This is a genomic window from Pseudoalteromonas distincta (genome assembly GCF_005877035.1).
Lineage (GTDB): Bacteria > Pseudomonadota > Gammaproteobacteria > Enterobacterales > Alteromonadaceae > Pseudoalteromonas > Pseudoalteromonas distincta.
The window spans coordinates 1487789-1506805 of the sequence record NZ_CP040558.1 but is presented as its reverse complement, the minus strand read 5'-3'; the positions used below and the strand labels follow the sequence as shown (position 1 = coordinate 1506805).

Sequence of the window (19017 nt, the reverse complement as noted above, 5' to 3'; positions counted from 1 at the left end):
ATACAATTAATAAAAATATAAGTTAGTAGAAGACATAAAAGCAGGTAATCCTTTAAAAATAGGCTGTTGGGCAACCAATAAACAGTTTATTTATTAGTGTTTTTTAAGTAACGTTCTTGAGCTTATGATGGGGTTAGCTTAGTATTAAAGCACTTAGATGTATTCAAAATAGAAGTAACCTACATATGGAATTTGTTCGCCCGCTAGAGCCCATCCTCATTATTGATGACGTTAAGGAAATTCGTGATTATCTAAACCAAATTTTAACGGACTTAGGGTTTGAAGATATATTAGAAAGTGCTGATTTTAGCTCTGCCAAACCTATTATGGACAATAAACCGCCAGGCGTTATATTTGTAGATGTAGATTTACCAGACTCTAACGGTGCAGAGATATTGGAATACATTAATAGTGCTTACCCGCACACTCATGTTGTTATGTGTTCGGGCCACAATAGTCTCGAAAACGTACAAAACACGTGGGAAATGGGCGCTAAAGGTTTTATTGCAAAACCTTTCAATACAAAAAAAGTAGACACTGTAATGAAGCGTCTTGAAATAATAGAATGATAGAAAGGTTAGCATGCATAGTACTGTTACTGCGATTATAGAAGATCTTTCGAGTGTTATATTTGGTAAACAACAACAAATAAAACTGGCACTTACATGCTTATTTAGCGAAGGGCATTTACTCATTGAAGATTTGCCTGGCATGGGAAAAACCACTCTTTCTCATGCATTGTCAGCTGTGTTAGGTTTATCGTATCAGCGTATACAATTTACCAGTGATCTTCTGCCTGCTGATATTCTAGGTACTAACGTGTTTAATTCTACCGAGCACATTTTTACGTTTCATAAAGGCCCTATTTTTAGCCAAGTTGTTTTAGCTGATGAAATAAACCGCGCAGGGCCCAAAACACAAAGTGCGTTGCTTGAAGCAATGGAAGAGCAACAAGTAACAGTTGATGGAAAAAAATATACGCTGCCAAATCCATTTTTTGTGATTGCAACACAAAACCCGCTTTACCAATCAGGTACCTATCCGTTACCTGAGTCGCAATTAGACCGTTTTTTAATGCGTATTAGCTTAGGTTTTCCACCTAAAGAAGCCGAAAAACGCTTAATTTTGAATATGCAAAAACGAGATTACAGCCAATTACCTAAGCGTATTAACCAACAAGAGTTAGCTGCAATTCAAACCCAGATAAGCCAAATTACTTTAAGTAGCCCGGTTATTGACTACATTATAGAGCTTGTTAATTACACACGCACAAGCAACGCTTTTGCATCATCGTTATCACCTCGTGCTAGTATGGCTCTGGCTAAAGCGGCTAGGTCGTGGGCCTTTATTGATGGTCGTGATTTTGTAATGCCAGAAGATGTTCAAGCTGTATTTGCAAGTGTGTGTCAGCATCGATTAGGTTTGCATAACGAGTCAGGTGAAGCGCAAGTAAATGATATTTTAAAAAACGTTTTAGTTCCGGTATAAATTTTTATGCCAAAAAAACCAGCTAATCGCCCTTCTTTATTTAAGTCATTTAAGCAAAGTGTATTTAATAAGTTATTAAAAAATAAACATTTAAAAAACTCAATTACACTTGAACACAGAACAATTTATGTATTGCCATCATCCCTCGGTTGGTACTTTGTAATTGTTGCTATTTTAAACTTTGTAATGGGCATTAATTATCAAAATAATTTAATTTTAATAATGTCTTATCTTATGTTTGTGGTAATGATTATTGCTGTATTAATGGGCTACAGTAACGCTAAAGGCTTAACAGTTAAATTTAAAGATGCATTTAACAGCTACGCTCCTCAAAAACCGAGTATTATATTTGAATTACAAAGCCCTTCTGTTACCCAATCTATTAATTTAACATATCAAGATAGTGAGCAAACTCACAAACATACCGGCCAAGTTGATAGTAAACCTCAGTTACTTACACTCAACTTACCCTACAGCTCACGCGGTAAGTACTCAGTGCAACGTATTAAAATAGCGAGTAACTATCCCTTTGGTTTGATAACTGTTTGGAGCTACATTCAATTACAAGAAGATATATTTGTATACCCGTCGCTTGAACAAGTACACAGTGATGCGCATGTTTCTATGCTTGATGAGCAAGCCGATAAAGGTATTTCTACACAATCTGGTAGCGAAGAGTTTGAGTCTCTTATCCCACATTTACCTGAAATGGGGTTGCAAAGAGTGTCGTGGAAGCATTACGCAAAAACTCAGCAGTTGTTAGTAAAAGAGTTTGTAGACTTTAAAATAGCAAATGCGCTCTTCGATTTTACGTTAATGAATGGAGATACAGAACAGCGCTTAAGCCAGTTATGCTTTTTAGTGTGTGAAGCAACCGAGAAAAACACCCCTTTTATGTTAAAGCTACCGAATAAAACAATAAATACAAATACCGGACAGCATCATAAGCAGCAATGCTTAGAATTATTATGCTCATTTAATGGTGATGTGTAATGGACATACTTAAAAACGAAAAAGTAATAAATTATTCGCTGTCTTTTATATATGCATGTTTGATTGTATTTTTTGTATCACATTTACCGCTTGTTTTTGTTGGTGTACTTACGCTTATTTGTGCATGGAACTTTTACGTAACGCTAAGTAATAAACCAAAGCCAAATGCTTGGCTGGCAAATATACTCGCAGGTGTGTCACTAGGTTTAATGCTCTACACAGTAGGCATGTCGGATACGGTTATTTTATTTGTGGCCATGCTGCTACTTGCTAGTTTATTTAAGCTGCTACAGGCTAAAACCAAAAAACACTATCATGTAATTACAACGCTTACGTTTTTTTCACTCTCATCGGTGTATTTATTTAACCAAAGCATTTTAACGACTTTAACTGTTAGTAGTTTATACATATTAAACTTTGCAGTACTTGGCCTACTCGAGTCCAAACATAATTTAAAAATAGCCTCTAAGCAAAGTGGTAAATTGCTACTTTTAGCGCTTCCTTTAGCTATATTTTTACTGCTTTTTTTACCAAAAATGCCCGCCTTTTGGCAGCTTCCTGGGCCTAAGCTTGCTAAAACAGGGCTTTCTGAACAGGTCGATCCATTCGATATTGCAAAGCTGTCAAACTCTGACGAGCTTGTATTTAGAGCTAAATTTAACGAAGAAAAACCTGTAGCGCCTTATTATTGGCGAGCAATAGTTCATGATGAATTTAATGGTAATGCGTGGCTTACGTCTGACTTTTTAAAATATAATAATGTAAAAACAAATACGCAGAGCGAAAATGATGAGCAACTTATTGCAAGCTACTCAGTTATTACAGAGCCTGCTACACAAAAATGGCTCTATGGTTTAGCGTATTCCAGTAGTAACTCATCAAATGTTGAAGGTAATTCGCTAGGTTTATTGCGTAAAAAAAGTCGCCAAGCTAAAAGCTTACAATACGATGTAAATAGCTTTAACTTCACAACTTTACCGCTTGGCGAATTTGAAGAAAAACGCTACAAATACCTCGCTTATAAAAAGAATGTAAAAACATCATTACTTGCTAAAAACTTAAAGCAAAATACACACTCTGACCGCGATTTTTACAATAGCTTATTACAGTACTTTGCAGGTACGGGATTTACTTACACGTTAACACCCACGCCTATGAGCGGTGATAATACAATTGACCAATTTTTATTTGAAAACCAACGTGGCTTTTGTGGCCACTATGCCAGTGCCGCCGCGTACATTTTTAGAACCGCAGGTATACCCGCTCGACTAGTAAGTGGCTATTTAGGCGGTGAATTAAACCAAGATAATAATACGCTCACTGTTCGCCAGTACGACGCACATGCTTGGGTAGAAGTATATTTACAAAACGAAGGTTGGGTTATTTTTGATGCAACCGCTATTGTCGCACCAGAGCGTTTAAATGGATCACTTTCGCAAAACGAAGAGCTGAATGACGAATTTAAAAGTAATCTTGATTTTGGTTTAGTGAGTTTAAGTAATTTCCCGGCTATTAATTGGTTAAGGTTGGAACTTGAAAACCTCGATTATCAATGGTCTAGCTGGGTACTTGGTTTTGACGAAGAAAAACAAAATGATTTTTTAAAATCAATTTTTGGTAGTAAAAATATTTGGCTTGTACCATTAATGGTTTTACTAACAGCTGGTTTTTGTTTTATAGGTTATTTTATTTATTTAAACTTACCAAAACGCCCAGCTAAATTAGCGCCTATGGTTAAAGAGTTTTATGAAGTAAAAGCATGGGCTAAAAAACAAAAAATAAATATACCCGATAATTTAACACCGAGTCAGCAGTTAGACTTTTTTGCTGATCAACTTCCTCGTTCTGCACAATCTATAAACACTTTTAGGCAGTTATTTAACCAAGTACGCTATGGTAAAAAACCTTTTACGAAAGAGCGTAAAACTCAGGCTAAAGATCTGATAAAATTAATTAAAATTTCCAAATAGAGAATACTATGAATGCTGTTGTTATAGGCGTTATTTTAATGCTCGGGCTATCTCTGGCTCGCGTTAACGTCATTGTTGCCATGATCATAAGCGCGTTAGTTGCAGGTCTTACTGCAGGCTTGGGCATAAAAGAAAGTGTTGATGCGTTTAATTCTGGCCTTTCAGCTGGAGCTGAAATTGCACTAAGTTATGCTATGCTCGGCGCGTTTGCCGTTGCTATTTCTAAGTCGGGTTTAACACGCATTCTCGCTGATAAGCTACTTGCTAAAGTAAATGCAAAAGGCAGCGGTAATGAAACATTTTTAAGTTACTTCATTTTATTAATTATTTTAGGTTGTGCAATTTCTTCGCAAAACTTAGTCCCTGTACACATAGCGTTTATTCCTATTTTGATCCCGCCGTTACTCGTTGTTTTTAATCAGTTAAGATTAGACAGGCGTGCTATAGCGTGTATTTTAACATTTGGATTAGCAACGTCTTACATGGTGCTTCCTTATGGTTTTGGGGGTATTTACTTATATTCAATTTTGCACAAAAACCTAGTTGATAACGGCCTAGACATTGTAAATACCCAAGTCCCTGTGGCGATGATAATTCCTGCATTAGGTATGCTTATTGGATTGCTTATTGCGGTATTTATTACTTACAAAAAACGTCGCGAATACACCGAGCTCCCATTAACAACTCAAAGTAAATCGGCTGAAGTAGAAAACCCTAGAAAAGTAATGATTGTCGGGCTTTTTGCAGTACTTGCCTCACTTGTTGCACAAAACCTAAGTGGCTCAATGATTTTAGGTGGCTTAGTAGGTGTAATGATATTTAGTGTTTTCGGTGTAGTTAAGTGGGAAGAAAACGGCGACGTATTTAGTAAAGGCGTTGCGATGATGGCCATGATTGGCTTTATTATGATATCGGCACAAGGTTTTGCATCGGTTATGCAAGCCACTGGCGATGTAGCAAGCTTAGTACACAGCGCAGCCGCCCTTTTTGATGGTAATAAACCTTTGGCCGCCGGTGTTATTTTGTTAGTCGGGTTATTAATTACAATGGGAATTGGCAGTTCGTTTTCAACAGTGCCTATTATTGCAACTTTGTTTGTTCCTTTATGTTTAGACCTTGGGTTTTCTGTTATGGCTACCGCTGCGCTTGTTGGTACTGCGGGCGCTCTAGGTGATGCAGGCTCCCCTGCTTCAGACTCAACGCTTGGCCCAACATCGGGTTTAAATGCCGATGGCCAGCACGACCACATTAGAGACTCTGTTATTCCAACGTTTATTCACTTTAACATTCCGCTGCTGATATTTGGCTGGATTGCAGCAATGGTGCTTTAAGTAGTATTTATGTAAGTGTTGATAAATGTGATTAAAAGCTGAATATAACCAAGAAGGTATGTTAAAAGCATACCTTTTTAGTATCCAAATCCAACAACTCTCCCCCCTACCAATTCCCCCTCAGTTTGATTACTTTCTTTTAGTTAATACTAACTCTGTTGTTGAGGTTATATTTAATGGATATTTTGTATGATGTGTTCTTTAAATGGATTTATATAAGCACCAATTAAGGTGCTTATATAAATTTACTTTAGCGCATATTCAAAGCTTTAGCTTAATCAAAACCATAAATCATTTTGTCGCATACTACCGGAGTCGGTCTGTGGTTATCATCAACTGCTACAAACGTAAAGCTGCCACTAATGGCTGAATGTTTATCGTCTTTGTGCATGGTTTCTAATAATATATCTACGTCAACTTTTAAGCTGGTGTTACCTACATGCACTACTTTAGCTATTAACTCTGCAAAAGTACCTGCTGGTATGGCTTCTTTAAAGTCGACTCTATCTGAAGATATAGTTACCAAAGGCTTACGGCAAAAACGAGTCGCTGCTATAAATGCCACTTCATCCATCCACGCCAGTGCATCACCACCAAATAAAGTATTGTGATGATTAGTACGCCCTGGAAACACGGTTTTAGTTACCGATGTGGTTGAGTCTTCAATACGCTGAGCAATTATTGCATCGCGATTTACGTCAGTCATAATCTCTACTTTTTGTTTGCTAATGTATCTTGCATTAGTAATGCAGGATCAAGGCGTTCGCCTTTCCAGTTAAAACGCCAATCTAGGTGAGGACCCGTTACACGCCCTGTTGCACCAATTTCAGCCACTTTGTTACCTTGCTCAATTTTATCACCCACTTTTACATCAAGCTTACTCAAATGAATGTAAGTTGAGGTAATACCATGGCCATGATCAATAATTAATGTACCGCCTGAGTAGTATAAATCAGGTTCAGCAAATACCACGGTACCACTTATAGGCGCGTAAACAGGAGAGCCTGTTTTATTGGCAATGTCTAAGCCAAAGTGCGGACGACGTGGCTCGCCATTAAAATAGCGCTGACTACCGTAAACACCCGATATGCGCCCTTCTGCAGGCTTTAAAACAGGGTCTAAAAAGTACAGTAAATCAGAGTCTACTTCTCTGGCTTTTCGCACAGCAACTGCTTCGCGGCTTATACGCGCACTAACTTCTTTTGGCGGAGAGACATATTTTTTAGCTACGCCGGTAATTTTATCAATTTTATATTCGCGCTTAGTGATAGCTATTGGCTGTGAATGCGATTTACCATTGTTATCTACCCATTTTAAAGTATGAGTAGTTTCAGCGTCACGACCAAAACCAAATACAAAGTCACCATTTTGCGAAAGTTTTAAGCTTTTGCCATCTAAGCTTACTGATTTAGCGTTTTCTAGCTTTCCAGTAACTAAACCGCCTTGTGTTAAATGTCCTTTTAACTCAAGCGCCATAGCACTAAAGCTAGCAGAGGCAACAAGCGCTGTTGCTAAAAGTGTTTTAAACATAACTAATCGATCCTTTTCCAACACCTTCATAAGCGGTTACTTTCACTGCTTTTTCTGGGTATTGGGCTTTAATTTGGCCAGCTACATGTTCTGCAATACATTCTACTGTGGTATCTACTGGCAAAATGTCGCAACGAGACTCGCTAATAGCCATTTCAAAATAGCCTTGTGCCGATGTATAAGCAAAACATACGTCACCCGCTTTGGCTGGTATGTGTTTTAAATCAGCTGCATTAATTTGATCTTCACTGGTGGCTAAGTAAATATCTTCCCACTTTTGAGACCATTCTTTTTGCAAGCGCGGCATAGAGATACCATCTAGGCTAATACCAATTTGAGAACGATGCCCATGAATAATACGCTGGCAATTACCGTCATGCTTTTTAAGGCCATGGCTGTAATGATAGTAAAAACTTTGGCTGTGTTCAGGCTTAAGAGATAGCTCAATTTTTTCAATGTTATCTGGTAGCTTCGGTAAAATAGTCGCAATTAAAAATTCGGTAACCGATTCAACCGTTACTTCGTCTGCGTTAATCATGCAATAAGCTTGATGAGGAGCGCTCATAGCTAAGTGATTATTTTCACCAAATGTACAGTCGAGTGTTTTATGCTCGTCAAATTCAGATACAGTGCCATTAAGCCCTGTAGGAATTGCTAAACGGTGATCAATACACTCATCTATAATGCCTTTAATTTGCTTTTTAACTAAACCAAAGTCTAAAACCATAGACTCTTCGTTAAGTTTACCGTGCAAAGTTAAATCAACAATCCAGCTCTCGCCAACGGCGCCGCGTTTGTTACATAAGTAAGAAAAATCAATCACAGTTAGTGAGTTAACAAAAAGGATCATAAACTTCCTTTAGACTGGTTATAAGACAGCGTTAATTATAATGATTTCTGATTGTAATTGCGCGGTTTTATAGTGCAAAAACCAATCGCATTGATTGATTGATGATTTAATATGCAATATTTTGATTTTTTAACTGCTCCGAGTTGTTTAGCGTACAAGTGTACGCTAAAGTACTTGGCAATTTCTAAGCGAAGATAAGTGTTATGGAACCTAAAAATAGCTATACAAAAGAAGAGTTGATCCTGTGTGGTCAAGGTGAAATGTTTGGTGAAGGTAACTGCCGTTTACCAAGTGACAACATGTTAATGATGGATCGCATTACCTCTATTACTGCTGATGGCGGTATTCATGGGAAAGGCGAAATTGTTGCTGAGCTTGATATTGACCCTAGCCTTTGGTTTTTCGATTGTCATTTTAAAGGCGACCCAGTAATGCCAGGTTGTTTAGGCTTAGATGCTATGTGGCAACTAGTTGGTTTTTACTTAGGTTGGTCTGGTGGCCCTGGTCTTGGCCGTGCGCTAGGTGTGGGTGAAGTTAAATTTACTGGCCAAATTTTACCAACTAATAAAAAAGTAACTTACCGCCTTGTAATGAAACGCGTAATTAAACGTAAATTGTTCATGGGCGTTGCAGATGGCACTGTTGAAGTAGATGGCCGAGTAATTTACGAAGCAAAAGATTTAAAAGTGGGCTTGTTCCAAGACACTAGCGCGTTTTAATTTTTAAATGCGTACAAAAAGGCCTCCAACGTGGAGGCCTTTTTGCTTAAATTCGATTATTGATTTTAGGTTTTGTACATGTTGCGGTTTTCAATCGCTTCACGCCAACCTCCTAACCACTCTGATTTGGGATCTACTTGTTGATAAGGGCATAGCTCTTTTGAGCGACCTGCTAAACCTGCTTTAAAACCTTGAGAATGAGCTCTTTCTAAACGATCTCTTTTCTGTCTCTTCATCGGTAATATCCTCACCTTTTTATTTGTATATTGTGTAGCATTAGTGAAATCTACATTTAATGAATAGTTAATAAAAATGTAAAATTCAAATCGTAAAAGCAATTAAATTGTTTGACTTTAACTAAGCTGCTGATGCAAAAATGAATTAACATTTAAAAAAGTAAGTGGTCATACAACATTTAATTTGACCGGTTTTATGCTAAATAAAATGCGACTCAATAATCGCTAAAAAGCACTTATGTGCTTTATTTGTGACCGACTAATATTGACTAAGTTCCAAACAAAAATGTAATCGTGACACTTTTATTTCAGTTATTTTTATTCACCCGATTTGCATTCTTTTTGAACAATTAAATATTATACTTGATTATTTAAAGTCGATCGGTCTAATATACGTACATGAACAAAAATACATCAACACCAATACGCCGTGGTCGCCCACCTAAAATAGCCAGAGAGAACGCCGATACCAAAGCGTTACTTATTCGCACGGGCCTAGAAACCTTAACTGAATTTGGCTTTAGCGCCACGGGGCTCGATACTATTTTAAAAAAAGCGGCTGTACCTAAAGGCTCTTTTTATCATTACTTCAAAAGTAAAGAAGCCTACGGCATTGCCCTAGTTGATGCATACGACAGTTACTTTATTGCCAAGCTTACCCACTACCTGCAACAAGAAAATGTTCCCCCACTTGAGCGAATCGTTAATTTTACCCAAAGCGCAATTAAAGGAATGAAAAAATACGATTACAAACGTGGCTGTTTAGTAGGTAACTTAAATCAAGAGCTTAACCATTTAAGTGATGAGTTTAAAACCAGATTAATGCAAAGCTACACCGCTTGGCAAAACCATGTAGAGGTTTGCTTAAACCAAGCTAAGCAACAAGGCACTATTGCAAACCATGTAAATACAAAATTGATGAGTGAGTACTTTTGGATTGGCTGGGAAGGTGCGGTTATGCGCGCCAAGCTCACAAAATCAAATACTCCACTTACTTTGTATACAGAAATGTTTTTACGCGCATTATTAACCTAATGCGTTTTTATTTACCAATTAAAAGACGATCGGTCTAAAAGGATATCCCATGAGTAACCCAATTAAAGCCATTGTTATTAATAAAGAAGATAATAACTACAGCGCCTCATTATCGACTATCGAAAATAGTGATTTACCAAACGAAAACGTCTCTATCGACGTGCTATACAGCACACTTAACTATAAAGATGGTTTAGCAATTACGGGGAAAGGCCCCGTTGTACGCAGTTTTCCTATGGTGCCAGGTATTGATTTAGTGGGTACGGTTACAAATTCCACCAGCGATGAATTTAAAAATGGCGATAACGTAATATTAAATGGCTTTGGTGTAGGCGAAAAACATTGGGGCGGGCTTGCTCAAAAAGCGGCACTTAATAGCGATTGGCTAATCCCCTTGCCTGCAGGTATTTCTCCAAAACAAGCGATGCAAATAGGTACAGCCGGTTATACCGCTATGCTAAGTGTTATAGCTCTGGAAAAACAAGGCATTACGCCTGAATCTGGCGAAATACTGGTAACAGGTGCCAATGGTGGCGTAGGCAGCTTTGCTATTTATTTATTAAACCAGCTTGGCTACAACGTAACAGCAGCTACGGGTCGATTAGATCAAAGTAAATATTTAAAAGAGTTAGGTGCTAAACAGGTAATTGACAGAAACGAGCTTTCAAATCCGGGTAAGCCTTTACAAAAAGAGCGTTTTGCAGCGGCAATAGATTCAGTAGGTAGCCATACACTTGCCAATATTTGTGCATCACTAAAGTATGGGGGTGTAGTAACCGCCTGCGGACTTGCCCAAGGCATGGATTTATCTGCCTCAGTTGCCCCATTTATATTACGTGGCGTATCTCTTATAGGCATTGATAGCGTAATGCGCCCTAAAGCCGACAGAATTGAAGCGTGGGATCGTTTAGCAAAATTAGTTAGCGCTGATTACTTAGATAAAATTTCGACTGAAATTTCACTAGAACACGCCATTGATAACGCAGAGCGACTAATGCAAGGCAAAATTCGCGGTCGTGTTGTAGTTAATTGTCAAAGTTAAGCTATTTACTCTGTTAAAGCCTCGTTATTAAATTTATAATGCAATTTGTATTTTAATAACGAGGCAACACCTATGAGCAACCAAGAACTTTTCAGTAATAATCCACTGCAAGGCGTTAAATTAGAACAAGTGGTTGAAGAGCTGGTTGAACAATACGGGTGGGAGCTCCTACACGCTTATTTACAACTTAACTGCTTTAAAAACAATCCTGATATAAAGTCAGCGGTTAAATTTTTACGTAAAACACAATGGGCACAAGAAAAAGTAGATAACTTTTACCTTTATCGCCTAAAAAACTTACCTAGACCTGATGATGTGCAATACGAATTACCGCCACGTGATCGCGTGATCCCAGCTGATCATAAACCTGGTGAGCCATGTGAGTTAAGTTTTAGTGATGCAAAACGTATTATGGAAAAAAAAGCATCAAAGCAACGTGCTCGCGATCGTAAACAACGCTCTAATTCTAGTAACCCTTGGGGTAACTAAACACGCTAATTTAATTTTGTAGAGCTATTTTAAATGGCTCTACAACTCTCTTTTATTAATTTTTATTACATCCACACCATATAGCTAACAAATAGAAATCAATACCCTCGGTTTTTCCAAAAATCTGTTTCAGTACGCTCTACCTCTAATGCCACCTTAAAAGTTTTATCAGCAATAATTTTCCCATTTAGCTCAATCGTCATACGCCAATCACCCAATTTATTCTCTATTGGCAACCAAAGCGTGTCGCCTAAATAAAAGTTCCAATCACTGTTTTTAACGTATACATCGCCTTCAAAGGGGTCCATTACATCACCGTCACTGTCTGGAATATCTGGATGGTATATACAATAGTGAAGCTTTTCGCCTTTACCCTTTTTAATATTTACGATTAAGCCAAACTCAACATCTACCTCAGCTATTACATTTGTTGTAAATTGCTCTATTTGTGGCAATGCTTTACTTTCGCTGTCCCACTTAGAGTAAATACCGTGACTTTGTAACGTCACTACAGGTTTTGTTTTAGCCATTAAGGTAACCTTTTATATTAGCTATTTTTGCATTAGTTTAACTTTTTGAAATTTTAAAATAAAACACAATCCAATAAAGTTAAATCTCAACTTAGCTTAAATACTTCGCCTATTTACATCATTGCTAATTTGTCATCATTGTTTACACACTATTTGCACAATTGCTGATTATTGTTTAAGTAACTTAATTGATCAGGTAAGCAGCAATGAAACTACACGCACTTAATATTAAAAACTCAAATAGGGTAAATGCTATAAAGCTAAGCACCTTGGCTCTAGTTGTTTCATCGTTAGTTGCTTGCGGAGGTGGAGAAGGCATAGTTGATACCTCAACAACTACAGATTCATCACCAACCACCTTAGATAACGGTACAGGTACGAGTAGCTCAACCCAAGGCGTGCTTTGTGAATATAGCTACAGTGAATATAACGAGTCAGAATCAGTACAAGCCACCAGCGCCGCAGATTGGTCATGTACAGGAACTACACGCGACTTAGTCGCTAATGGCATACCTGATCACGAAGTAGGTACATTCCCTAATGCCGATAACCCAAATACTATTTCTGAACAATCAGTAAATGAAAGCTACACACTTGAGCCTGTAGAAACAACACAAGCAACCATGCTTGGGGGTCCTCGTGGAATGATAGGCGTTGTACTTAACGGCATTAAAATAGACGCAGGCACAGGCGGTAGTTGCGATGATTCTGGCACCGATTGCGATTTAGGCGACAACAGCGGTAATTGGAACATAGAAGCCTTAAGCCAAGACACGTTTAGTTTTGGAACAGACGACAACAATGCACACGTACAACCCGATGGCACATATCACTATCATGGTATGCCTGAAGGCTTTGTAATACTGCGAGGTGGTAATAGCTCCACTATGACTCTAATAGGCTGGGCAGCAGACGGCTTTCCTATTTATGCACGTTACGGCTATTCAGACTCAAATGATGCAACTTCAGCGCTAACCGTAATGACCGGTAGCTACCAACACATAACATCTGTAAGCGCAAACCGCCCTTCTACCGATATATACCCATTAGGTACATTTGCACAAGATTGGGAATACGTAGCAGGCTCTGGTGATTTAGATGAATGTAATGGCCGCGTTGGCGTAACACCTGAGTTTCCTGATGGGATATACCACTACTACGCAACAGACACTTACCCGTTTTTTCAACGCTGCGTTAAAGGCGAAGTTTAATTAGGAGTAAGTTATGCCTTATATGAAAAATTATCTGTTAAGTGTGACCACATTGGGCTTATTGAGTACATCAACATTAGCAAACGCGCATTTAATGGTTGCAGATCACGGTACGCTGAATTTTGTTGATAATAACGTGTTTATTGTACTTTCAATCCCTATGTCGGCTTTTAAAGGGATTGATGAAAACAAGGATGGCAAAGTGTCAATAATTGAGTTTAACGCTCATAAAAAACTAATAACTAAGCGAGTTAAAAAGAACGTTTATTTAGCGGATCATCAGTATAAATTTACTATTGACGGACTTTTGCTAAACCCAGAAGCGTCACATAAACATAAAAGCGACAATATAGATCAAGTAACCATTACTGGGCGCTACTCTTTGCCAAGTAAACTAACCAAAGTTAACTTTAACGTTAAGCTATTTAGTAACAATGAGCACAAGCAGCATTATCAAATTACAGCGACTAATAAAACGCAAAAGCTAACTCATCAATTTGAGCTATCACCAACGTCGCCCTTTAGTAAGGTGTTTAATAATTAGTAATACTTACCTAAATAATTAAGTGGCAAAGAGTACAAGTTAAACCAATTTGTGCTCTTTTTATCTTTGTCTTCTTATTTAACACTCTTTAGTGAAGGGTTCTTTCTATAAAGATACAAGCTTGGGATTTTTAGGAAAGTAATGCTCTTGTTGCTGCTCACATAAACTAAACTCACGGGTGTTTTTATATGGCAACTTCATAAAGCCCGCAACACCCACGTCCGTAATATTTACCGCGTATTGCATAAGTTTATTTAGTAAACGTTTAAACTCAACCTCTTTGCTCGAATCGAGTAAACGGTAGTAATGATGAATCTTCATTCTGTCCGGCAGTGCTTCAAAAATAATACACCCCGTATGATGAATTTGGTTAAGCTCAAATACGCACTTAATAACTTTTTTAGGTAGCTGTAGTTGCTCGTCAGGGTCTTTACCGTCTTCAAAGTATGAATGCGGGCGGGTTATATCGTTTGCTTTCATGCTTACAACTTCGTATTCAAGCTCTGGTAGGCTATCAAACTTAAATGCACCGGTGCCATCTCGCTCTAACTGAATGGTTTTACGGGCATCAAACAAACAACACTTAAATAACCCTTTTTGATTAATCGCTTGCGCAAGCATCACTGTGTTATTAATCGCATCACTAAACGCATCACCCAATGATTCGTCATGCATAATTAAAGACGATTCAACAAACATTGACTCATCTTTCCAATGAAAACTAAGCCCACCTACTACAGGGTACTTAGCTAATCGGCTTATTGATGCCAAAAATGCTTTTTCGGTATCGCCTGTATCAAACAAAAACTCTTTATAATAGCGGTCAAGTTGCGCGTCGTTTATATCTAGTAATTGCTGGTTATGATCGGCTTGGCGTAAAAACTGTTTTCGTGAACTATATACCACCGTGTCGGGCTGCTCGTCGTTGCCATACCAAAAAGGGATATCTGCTTTTTTTTGTTTTTTATCAAGCTCAGGTAAATACATTTTGGCCATAGTTGTAATGTTACGCATAAAGTAATCACCAGCACCATCACGTATGGCCTTACTTTTTGACAGCATGCCATCAATCACCTTAGCCAGTTCTTTGGGGAGCCCTAAGCTGCTTGCAGGGATGGCTTGCGCACCAAAGCGGCACGACTGCGCCGACGCTAGCGCATACAACGTAGCGGCTACACCTTGCTCGTCAAATCGTGGGGATGATTGCTCCCCCGACATTTGCGCTTCACCAATAAAATATACATCGCCCATACGAGCATTCGTTGTGCTTAAATCACCCGACATTAAATCCATAAAGTTACTGGCAACAGGGTTACCATCACTATCGAGCTGTGCATACACAGAGCTGCCCCAATCCACTAACGAAAGCGCATCAGTGTTTGCATCCCAAACAAGATTTGAAGGTTTTATATCGCCATGCACTATAGGTTGTGGGCTAACGCCATTTTTGTGGCTACGTAAATCAATTAATACATTACGTAACCTAACAGCTAGCGCCATTATTTGCGCGGCACTAAAGCGCCCTGTTTTAAGCGATACTTTTTCAAGGTCCTCTCCAATGGCGCGAGCCATCATTAAAATCCCTTGTTTTTTAATTCGCTCAAATGCATAAAAGGTAGGCACTAAGGGGTTATTAATTTGCGAAAGCATATACGCTTCGTCTTCTAGGCGGTCGCGTATACTTTGGGCAAGTGTAATACGCGAAAACTTAAATACCCAAGGTAAGCCGTTATCGTCATCACCTGCAAACACAAAACCAAAAGCACCCGAGCCAATCATTTCAACGTTTTTGTAGCCCAGCAGTGTTAGCTGCTTAATACAAATATTAAGCCACTGGCGGTGTTTTTTAGCATCGCGGTGCGAAAGCAAATAAACAGATTGCTCTTCGTTGATATAAAAGTTGCGGATTTCTTTGGCTTTCAATACAGGTACTCAAATTTATAAAACTAACTAGGGCGTGTTGATCTTTGTGGATTGAAATTTGTTCAATCCAAGGAAGATTAAATCGCGGCGCGAGGTTTGTAACCTAGTGGGCTAAGTTAAAACCGAGCAACAAAGAGTTAATCGTCCCTAGAAAGAACCCAAAGGGCAGCGCATGTTTGGTATTTATGCTGCGTTATCGCCTATTCATGGGGAATAACCACACTACATAGGCTCCGCCTTGCCTAAATACCAAACATACTGCTGCAAATTCACCCACCAAAGATCAACACGCCCTAATTATTAGTTTTATGTAATGAGATTACAATAGGTTAAATAAGAGTTTTGAAATCGTGGAATAAAACAGCGCTAAAGTAGCGCCATAGCAGTAAATTTAAGTGTAAACGTTAAAGCTCAAAGTAAGCTTTTACAATGCACTGTATATAAATACAGTGCATTGCTTTTTGCTAACTTTCAATAAAACGAAGCTGCTTAAGTGATGACACATCTATGTGCGTTTGATAATAATATTTATTAGTGGCTCTACCACGGCTCATAAAATCGATAGTTACTCGTTTAGCTTCGCCTGTTACTTCTATTGTTTTATCAATAAAAAAGGTGTCTGCTGGTTGTCCGTATTTACTTTGAAGCTCTGCTACCACATTAGGCTGTATTGATATCGTAATAGAACGCCTGTCGCGATAATCAGTTTCTGTATTTAAATACAACCAACTCCCCTGAGCCCCCGCCGCTTTAATATGAAACTGGTAAGTGCCAGCAACACCCTTTGGTGCACTTTGCTCAGTTAAAGCGATAAGGTTCATATTTGCTGCCGTACTTTGGCTCATTTCAATTTTATGGGGAACAGAACTACATGCACTAAGCGTTAGCACACTTAGTAAGGCTAGATATTTCAAGACACAATTTCCTTGTTTCTTACACCAATTCGCATAATTCAGTGATCTATTTTGAGACAAGAGAATCGTGTTGAGAACACAGCAAAAATTTCGTTATTGAGTTGTTCTATATCAGAAATTTTTAATGCAGTTAGCGATTTAATCCCTTAAATTGATTAACTATTATTGCGAATTGGTATTATGCATTATTAAAAATATGTAGCGTTAATGATACCACTATATGCAGCTATGTTTCTATAATCAATCCAAACAATTAATTAGCGGATATTAAGGCGCATTGCGCTGAGAAGGATCTGTTTTAAAGCTTTTTAGCAAACTTTGTGGGTCAACCACCTCGGTATGCTCTTTAGCAGCCTGCGCCCACCATATTAGTTGGCCAAACGTGCGTGAGAAATAATTAAACCACGATGATTGACTCTCTCCTGCAACAGGTTTGCCATCCTCACTAAACACATCTTGCGCTTTTGGTACGTGGATCATAGCCGATACCGGCAAACAGCCAAGTTCAGATAAAAACGTGCGCATACTAATGGCCGCTCTTACACCACCCCACTGTCCTGCTGAGTAAGTAACTATTGCACTTGGTTTATACGAAAATAGTGAGCTACCAAAATGATTAAGTAAGTCAGCGAGAGCTGGACTCATGCTGTGATTGTACTCAGGGCTAATCATTATATATCCATCTGCGGCTTTAATTTTATCAGCTAATAGAGTGAGCTCTGTAGGTGCATTACTTTTAGCGTATGCAAAGTGCGGTTTAAATACGTTTTCGCTAGGAAAGTCCAACGCATCAATTAGCTCAAACTCATGATCGCCAAAATGCTCTGTTAAGCATTCTATACAAGCCCTAGAAACCCTTAAGCCTAAGCGAGCTGGTTTTGGTGGAGTGCTATCGCGTACTGTGCCTAAAAATACTAAAAACTTCATATGTAATTCTCAACTTTTTTAAACGATAGCTAAACACTAACATTTTTTAGTAATTGTGTATTACACATACGCATTGTTTATTGATTCAAAGCACAATAATAATTAAATTTAAAACTGAAATTTAGCAACAACCGCGCCGTTAAACATATTTTATCGTGTGTTAAATTCTCTCGCTTGCATACTTTTTACACAATTGGCCAGTAATATGCCACAGTATAACTACGCCAAAACCTATACCGAAAAGGATACAAGTAATGGGCTTAAAAAATTATAGCGCATGTGCAATCATTGTTACCGCAACAGCTTTAACTCTAAGTGGTTGCAACGACTCATCTACTAACAAAAATACCGAGCAAGTCAGTAGCTCACTTAGTGAGGCGCAAAAAGCAAATCAATCAATAAAGCTATCTATGTTCAAACAAGAGGCTTTTATTACAGAGCCTAAAATTGTTGATTGTGAAACCCAGCAAGGTACTAAAACAACCTGTTATGAGTTTACTACATCAGGTGCACCTGCAGGCAGAGACCCTGGCCCATTTTGCCCTCGCAGCACTACAGACGGAGCTGATGTATCAGGTACTTGGTTTGATAAACAAGGTAAAGGAGAGCTAGTCGACTTAACTGGCGACTTTATTCTTAAGTTAGATGAATACTACGGCGATGAAAAATGGGTATTGTATGACGCAAAAACAAATAAAGTTCGTTATACAGCAACAAAAGAATCTTGCTCAGGTGCTGCACGCCCAGATGTAGAAGAACAATACAAACAAAATTGTATTGAATGCGAGCTATCCTATTTAGAAGATAATTTTTCGCTTACGTATTTAATTCCAACTACACCAATAGTGAGTCAAAAATCCAGCCGTTTACATACCGTGGGCTTAGCGCTTGATGGTACTGAACTTTCAGGCCCTGCACCTATAAATGCTATTTTGGGCAGTTATACAATTGCAGCATTTGACGACTGCGGTGGGCATATTAACCTGCACCAAGGTTATCACTATCATTCAACAACCGGATGTACCAATTCAGCTCCAAGTACTGACGGACACGCCCCTTTAATAGGTTATGCCGTTGACGGTTACGGTATTTACGCAATGAAAGATGCACAAGGCAATGAAGAGTCACTCGACGAATGCCGTGGTATAACAGATGAAACCAGAGGCTATCATTATCATGCTGCCAGCCCGAGCGAAAATTTGTTTATTGGCTGCCTTCATGGTGAGTCAGTAAGAGCAGCTGGTGGCCCGCCGCCAGGCAATAAACCACCACCAAAGCATTGAGA

General features: G+C 38.6%; 20 protein-coding genes. 12 read left to right on the top strand and 8 right to left on the bottom strand.

Annotated features, from left to right (window positions below; all coding sequences use genetic code 11):
- The first annotated feature begins 185 nt into the window (after positions 1 to 185).
- Genes FFU37_RS06700 through FFU37_RS06680 form a run of 5 tightly spaced genes read left to right on the top strand, consistent with a single transcriptional unit; the run spans position 186 to position 5782 of the window.
- On the top strand, positions 186 to 569 hold the full coding sequence (locus FFU37_RS06700) for a response regulator (protein ID WP_002960883.1): 384 nt from the start codon (positions 186 to 188) through the stop codon (positions 567 to 569).
- Between the two features lie 13 nt (positions 570 to 582).
- Positions 583 to 1488 (top strand): AAA family ATPase, encoded by a 906-nt coding sequence (locus FFU37_RS06695; RefSeq protein WP_138489054.1) that lies wholly within the window; start codon positions 583 to 585, stop codon positions 1486 to 1488.
- Between the two features lie 6 nt (positions 1489 to 1494).
- The gene (locus FFU37_RS06690) at positions 1495 to 2481 is read left to right on the top strand and encodes a DUF58 domain-containing protein (protein ID WP_138489053.1); all 987 of its coding nucleotides are present in this window, start codon (positions 1495 to 1497) and stop codon (positions 2479 to 2481) included.
- Positions 2481 to 4451: a transglutaminase TgpA family protein gene (locus FFU37_RS06685; RefSeq protein WP_138489052.1), complete on the top strand. Its 1971-nt coding sequence runs from the start codon at positions 2481 to 2483 to the stop codon at positions 4449 to 4451. The genes FFU37_RS06690 and FFU37_RS06685 overlap by 1 nt, the downstream gene beginning before the upstream one ends.
- A gap of 8 nt (positions 4452 to 4459) precedes the next feature.
- On the top strand, positions 4460 to 5782 hold the full coding sequence (locus FFU37_RS06680; protein WP_138489051.1) for a Na+/H+ antiporter family protein: 1323 nt from the start codon (positions 4460 to 4462) through the stop codon (positions 5780 to 5782).
- 274 nt (positions 5783 to 6056) lie between these two features.
- Here the strand turns inward: FFU37_RS06680 and FFU37_RS06675 are convergent, their stop codons facing one another.
- The 3 genes from FFU37_RS06675 to FFU37_RS06665 are packed head-to-tail and all read right to left on the bottom strand — an operon-like array spanning position 6057 to position 8162.
- Complete coding sequence (locus tag FFU37_RS06675; protein WP_002960891.1) at positions 6057 to 6488, bottom strand: acyl-CoA thioesterase; 432 nt, start codon at positions 6486 to 6488, stop codon at positions 6057 to 6059.
- A gap of 5 nt (positions 6489 to 6493) precedes the next feature.
- Positions 6494 to 7312, bottom strand: coding sequence for a M23 family metallopeptidase (locus FFU37_RS06670; RefSeq protein ID WP_138489050.1), 819 nt, complete (start codon positions 7310 to 7312; stop codon positions 6494 to 6496).
- Positions 7305 to 8162 carry a 6-carboxytetrahydropterin synthase gene (locus FFU37_RS06665; RefSeq protein ID WP_002960893.1) on the bottom strand — a complete coding sequence of 286 codons (858 nt, stop codon included), beginning with the start codon at positions 8160 to 8162 and terminating at the stop codon, positions 7305 to 7307. The genes FFU37_RS06670 and FFU37_RS06665 overlap by 8 nt, the downstream gene beginning before the upstream one ends.
- A 203-nt stretch (positions 8163 to 8365) precedes the next feature.
- Between FFU37_RS06665 and fabA the strand changes: the two genes are divergently transcribed.
- On the top strand, positions 8366 to 8881 hold the full coding sequence (gene fabA / locus FFU37_RS06660; RefSeq protein WP_002960896.1) for a bifunctional 3-hydroxydecanoyl-ACP dehydratase/trans-2-decenoyl-ACP isomerase: 516 nt from the start codon (positions 8366 to 8368) through the stop codon (positions 8879 to 8881).
- A gap of 65 nt (positions 8882 to 8946) precedes the next feature.
- Here the strand turns inward: fabA and rmf are convergent, their stop codons facing one another.
- Positions 8947 to 9117, bottom strand: a complete 171-nt coding sequence (gene rmf / locus FFU37_RS06655; protein WP_002960897.1) for a ribosome modulation factor — start codon at positions 9115 to 9117, stop codon at positions 8947 to 8949.
- 399 nt (positions 9118 to 9516) lie between these two features.
- On the opposite strand from rmf, the gene acuR reads away from it, so the two are divergent.
- From acuR to FFU37_RS06640, 3 genes are all read left to right on the top strand, one after another.
- Positions 9517 to 10152 (top strand): acrylate utilization transcriptional regulator AcuR, encoded by a 636-nt coding sequence (gene acuR, locus FFU37_RS06650; protein WP_138489049.1) that lies wholly within the window; start codon positions 9517 to 9519, stop codon positions 10150 to 10152.
- A gap of 49 nt (positions 10153 to 10201) precedes the next feature.
- Positions 10202 to 11194: an acrylyl-CoA reductase (NADPH) gene (acuI, locus tag FFU37_RS06645; RefSeq protein WP_138489048.1), complete on the top strand. Its 993-nt coding sequence runs from the start codon at positions 10202 to 10204 to the stop codon at positions 11192 to 11194.
- A gap of 72 nt (positions 11195 to 11266) precedes the next feature.
- A complete protein-coding gene (locus FFU37_RS06640) occupies positions 11267 to 11683 on the top strand; it encodes a VF530 family protein (protein ID WP_002960902.1) in 417 nt (138 codons plus the stop codon).
- Positions 11684 to 11781: 98 nt separating this feature from the next.
- Here the strand turns inward: FFU37_RS06640 and FFU37_RS06635 are convergent, their stop codons facing one another.
- Entirely contained in the window at positions 11782 to 12213 is a 432-nt protein-coding gene (locus tag FFU37_RS06635) for a DUF3859 domain-containing protein (RefSeq protein WP_138489047.1), read from the bottom strand.
- 206 nt (positions 12214 to 12419) lie between these two features.
- Between FFU37_RS06635 and FFU37_RS06630 the strand changes: the two genes are divergently transcribed.
- The gene (locus FFU37_RS06630) at positions 12420 to 13424 is read left to right on the top strand and encodes a YHYH protein (RefSeq protein ID WP_138489046.1); all 1005 of its coding nucleotides are present in this window, start codon (positions 12420 to 12422) and stop codon (positions 13422 to 13424) included.
- A gap of 13 nt (positions 13425 to 13437) precedes the next feature.
- Entirely contained in the window at positions 13438 to 13968 is a 531-nt protein-coding gene (locus FFU37_RS06625; protein WP_138489045.1) for a hypothetical protein, read from the top strand.
- A gap of 105 nt (positions 13969 to 14073) precedes the next feature.
- On the opposite strand, the gene FFU37_RS06620 is transcribed toward FFU37_RS06625, so the two are convergent.
- From FFU37_RS06620 to FFU37_RS06610, 3 genes are all read right to left on the bottom strand, one after another.
- Positions 14074 to 15891: a protein kinase domain-containing protein gene (locus FFU37_RS06620; protein ID WP_138489044.1), complete on the bottom strand. Its 1818-nt coding sequence runs from the start codon at positions 15889 to 15891 to the stop codon at positions 14074 to 14076.
- A gap of 464 nt (positions 15892 to 16355) precedes the next feature.
- Positions 16356 to 16805, bottom strand: a complete 450-nt coding sequence (locus FFU37_RS06615; protein ID WP_138489043.1) for a hypothetical protein — start codon at positions 16803 to 16805, stop codon at positions 16356 to 16358.
- 267 nt (positions 16806 to 17072) lie between these two features.
- Positions 17073 to 17732: an NADPH-dependent FMN reductase gene (locus tag FFU37_RS06610; RefSeq protein ID WP_007377135.1), complete on the bottom strand. Its 660-nt coding sequence runs from the start codon at positions 17730 to 17732 to the stop codon at positions 17073 to 17075.
- 254 nt (positions 17733 to 17986) lie between these two features.
- Between FFU37_RS06610 and FFU37_RS06605 the strand changes: the two genes are divergently transcribed.
- A complete protein-coding gene (locus FFU37_RS06605; protein WP_138489042.1) occupies positions 17987 to 19015 on the top strand; it encodes a YHYH protein in 1029 nt (342 codons plus the stop codon).
- Positions 19016 to 19017: the final 2 nt, after the last annotated feature.